1 protein-coding gene and 2 rRNA genes (2 of these 3 only partly in view) are annotated in these 2,500 nt (G+C 48.3%); all 3 read left to right on the forward strand.

What is annotated here, in order from left to right:
• Window positions 1–1,938, forward strand: a 23S ribosomal RNA gene (locus BGI23_RS01650) (it extends 985 nt beyond the left edge of the window).
• Between the two features lie 49 nt (window positions 1,939–1,987).
• Window positions 1,988–2,103, forward strand: a 5S ribosomal RNA gene (gene rrf, locus BGI23_RS01655).
• A 280-nt stretch (window positions 2,104–2,383) separates the two neighbouring features.
• A protein-coding gene (locus BGI23_RS01660) for a DMT family transporter (RefSeq protein WP_070805111.1) crosses the window boundary here: on the forward strand, window positions 2,384–2,500 show its 5' end (the start). It continues 810 nt past the right edge of the window; the window shows 117 of its 927 coding nt (coding positions 1–117); it begins with the start codon at window positions 2,384–2,386; its stop codon lies beyond the right edge, outside the window.

Raw genomic sequence — 2,500 nt, forward strand, 5'->3', positions numbered from 1 at the left:
AGGAGTCAGACTGCGAGTGATAAGATCCGTAGTCAAAAGGGAAACAGCCCAGACCGCCAGCTAAGGTCCCAAAGTGTGTATTAAGTGGAAAAGGATGTGGAGTTGCTTAGACAACTAGGATGTTGGCTTAGAAGCAGCCACCATTTAAAGAGTGCGTAATAGCTCACTAGTCGAGTGACTCTGCGCCGAAAATGTACCGGGGCTAAATACACCACCGAAGCTGCGGATTGATACCAATGGTATCAGTGGTAGGGGAGCGTTCTAAGGACAGTGAAGTCAGACCGGAAGGACTGGTGGAGTGCTTAGAAGTGAGAATGCCGGTATGAGTAGCGAAAGACGGGTGAGAATCCCGTCACCGAATGCCTAAGGTTTCCTGAGGAAGGCTCGTCCGCTCAGGGTTAGTCAGGACCTAAGCCGAGGCCGACAGGCGTAGGCGATGGACAACAGGTTGATATTCCTGTACCACCTCTTTATCGTTTGAGCAATGGAGGGACGCAGAAGGATAGAAGAAGCGTGCGATTGGTTGTGCACGTCCAAGCAGTTAGGCTGATAAGTAGGCAAATCCGCTTATCGCGTATGCTGAGCTGTGATGGGGAAGCTCCTTATGGAGCGAAGTCTTTGATTCCCCGCTGCCAAGAAAAGCTTCTAGCGAGATAAAAAGGTGCCTGTACCGCAAACCGACACAGGTAGGCGAGGAGAGAATCCTAAGGTGTGCGAGAGAACTCTGGTTAAGGAACTCGGCAAAATGACCCCGTAACTTCGGGAGAAGGGGTGCTTTCTTAACGGAAAGCCGCAGTGAATAGGCCCAAGCGACTGTTTAGCAAAAACACAGCTCTCTGCGAAGCCGTAAGGCGAAGTATAGGGGGTGACACCTGCCCGGTGCTGGAAGGTTAAGGAGAGGGGTTAGCGTAAGCGAAGCTCTGAACTGAAGCCCCAGTAAACGGCGGCCGTAACTATAACGGTCCTAAGGTAGCGAAATTCCTTGTCGGGTAAGTTCCGACCCGCACGAAAGGTGTAACGATTTGGGCACTGTCTCAACCAGAGACTCGGTGAAATTATAGTACCTGTGAAGATGCAGGTTACCCGCGACAGGACGGAAAGACCCCGTGGAGCTTTACTGTAGCCTGATATTGAATTTTGGTACAGTTTGTACAGGATAGGCGGGAGCCTTTGAAACCGGAGCGCTAGCTTCGGTGGGAGGCGCTGGTGGGATACCGCCCTGACTGTATTGAATTCTAACCTACGGGTCTTATCGACCCGGGAGACAGTGTCAGGTGGGCAGTTTGACTGGGGCGGTCGCCTCCTAAAGTGTAACGGAGGCGCCCAAAGGTTCCCTCAGAATGGTTGGAAATCATTCGTAGAGTGCAAAGGCATAAGGGAGCTTGACTGCGAGACCTACAAGTCGAGCAGGGACGAAAGTCGGGCTTAGTGATCCGGTGGTTCCGCATGGAAGGGCCATCGCTCAACGGATAAAAGCTACCCCGGGGATAACAGGCTTATCTCCCCCAAGAGTCCACATCGACGGGAGGTTTGGCACCTCGATGTCGGCTCATCGCATCCTGGGGCTGTAGTCGGTCCCAAGGGTTGGGCTGTTCGCCCATTAAAGCGGTACGCGAGCTGGGTTCAGAACGTCGTGAGACAGTTCGGTCCCTATCCGTCGTGGGCGTAGGAAATTTGAGAGGAGCTGTCCTTAGTACGAGAGGACCGGGATGGACGCACCGCTGGTGTACCAGTTGTTCTGCCAAGGGCATAGCTGGGTAGCTATGTGCGGAAGGGATAAGTGCTGAAAGCATCTAAGCATGAAGCCCCCCTCAAGATGAGATTTCCCATAGCGTAAGCTAGTAAGATCCCTGAAAGATGATCAGGTTGATAGGTTCGAGGTGGAAGCATGGTGACATGTGGAGCTGACGAATACTAATAGATCGAGGACTTAACCATATAATATGTAGCAATGTTATCTAGTTTTGAAGGAATATGCCTTCAATAGTTTGGTGATGATGGCAGAGAGGTCACACCCGTTCCCATACCGAACACGGAAGTTAAGCTCTCTAGCGCCGATGGTAGTTGGGACCTTGTCCCTGTGAGAGTAGGACGTCGCCAAGCAAAAACCTAAGTCGTTTCGACTTAGGTTTTTTTGTGTTTATTTTTATATAGCAAATAACATAATCGGTAAATTTAGCAATCCTAAAATGCTAGTTTAAGGTAAAAATTATCTTTTATATAATTAAGTTGTAGAATGACTAAAAATATATGAAAACGTTATGCGGAAAATAACTATTCAGTTGTTTTTCACATAACGTTTTTTCATTTTTAAAGGATTTCGCATAAGAAAAAATCTATAATTAAGATGGTTAACATATATTTTTGATGGGTGTGGGAGATTATGAAAGAAATATGCATGTTATTAGTGGCTGTTATATTATGGGGGACAGCCATTGCACCAACAAAGTGGGCGCTAGAATCTATTCAGCCATTTACTTTGTTATTTATTCGCCTTTTA

The sequence above is a fragment of the Bacillus sp. ABP14 genome (assembly GCF_001831375.1).
Taxonomy (GTDB): Bacteria; Bacillota; Bacilli; order Bacillales; family Bacillaceae_G; genus Bacillus_A; species Bacillus_A paranthracis.